Here is a 710-nt window from a genome sequence, read left to right as displayed (position 1 = left end):
TTGAGAAGCGGTGTAAGTGAACTGCAGTTGCCATGTTTTACGGCAGTGAGAGCAGAGATAGCGCTGATGTCCGGCAGTGCTTTTGCCGTTACGCACCACCCCGTCAGTAGCTGAACAGGAGGGACAGCTGATAGAAACAGAAGCCACTGGAGCACCTCAAAAACACCATCATACACTAAATCAGTAAGTTGGCAGCATCACCTCATATATGAATAGCAACAAAACGACATCTTTACCTGTTGAGCTAGATGCACTAAATAATAAAGATATCTCTTATGCCAAAGATTTTTCTTATGTCAAAGATTTCTTTTTATACATAGAAACACAGTTAAAAATTGCAAAAGATTTTTGTAGACCTGGAGAAGAAGTATCAAGTTCTAGGTAATGACTCCAACTTATTGATAGTGTTTTATGTTCAGATAATGCCCGATGACTTTGTCATGCAGCTCCACCGATTTTGAGAACGACAGCGACTTCCGTCCCAGCCGTGCCAGGTGCTGCCTCAGATTCAGGTTATGCCGCTCAATTCGCTGCGTATATCGCTTGCTGATTACGTGCAGCTTTCCCTTCAGGCGGGATTCATACAGTGGCCAGCCATCCGTCATCCATATCACCACGTCAAAGGGTGACAGCAAGCTCATAAGACGCCCCAGCGTCGCCATAGTGCGTTCACCGAATACGTGCGCAACAACCGTCTTCCGGAGCCTGTC

The 710-nt window shown here is 45.9% G+C and carries 2 protein-coding genes and 1 pseudogene; 1 reads left to right on the top strand and 2 read right to left on the bottom strand.

Annotated elements, in window-relative coordinates; translation table 11 throughout:
- On the bottom strand, positions 1-147 hold a 147-nt coding region (locus BGK49_RS27705; protein ID WP_001393286.1), incomplete at its 3' end, for an IS1 family transposase.
- Between the two features lie 61 nt (positions 148-208).
- Between BGK49_RS27705 and BGK49_RS30200 the strand changes: the two genes are divergently transcribed.
- A complete protein-coding gene (locus BGK49_RS30200; protein WP_153933105.1) occupies positions 209-385 on the top strand; it encodes a hypothetical protein in 177 nt (58 codons plus the stop codon).
- Positions 386-395: 10 nt separating this feature from the next.
- On the opposite strand, the pseudogene BGK49_RS16525 reads toward BGK49_RS30200, so the two are convergent.
- Positions 396-710, bottom strand: a pseudogene (locus tag BGK49_RS16525) (IS1-like element IS1B family transposase); the annotation flags it as partial.

Origin of the sequence: Shigella sp. FC1544 (assembly GCF_001722145.1) — a bacterium.
GTDB classification, from domain to species: domain Bacteria; phylum Pseudomonadota; class Gammaproteobacteria; order Enterobacterales; family Enterobacteriaceae; genus Escherichia; species Escherichia coli.
This window is presented reverse-complemented; position numbering and strand designations above follow the sequence as displayed.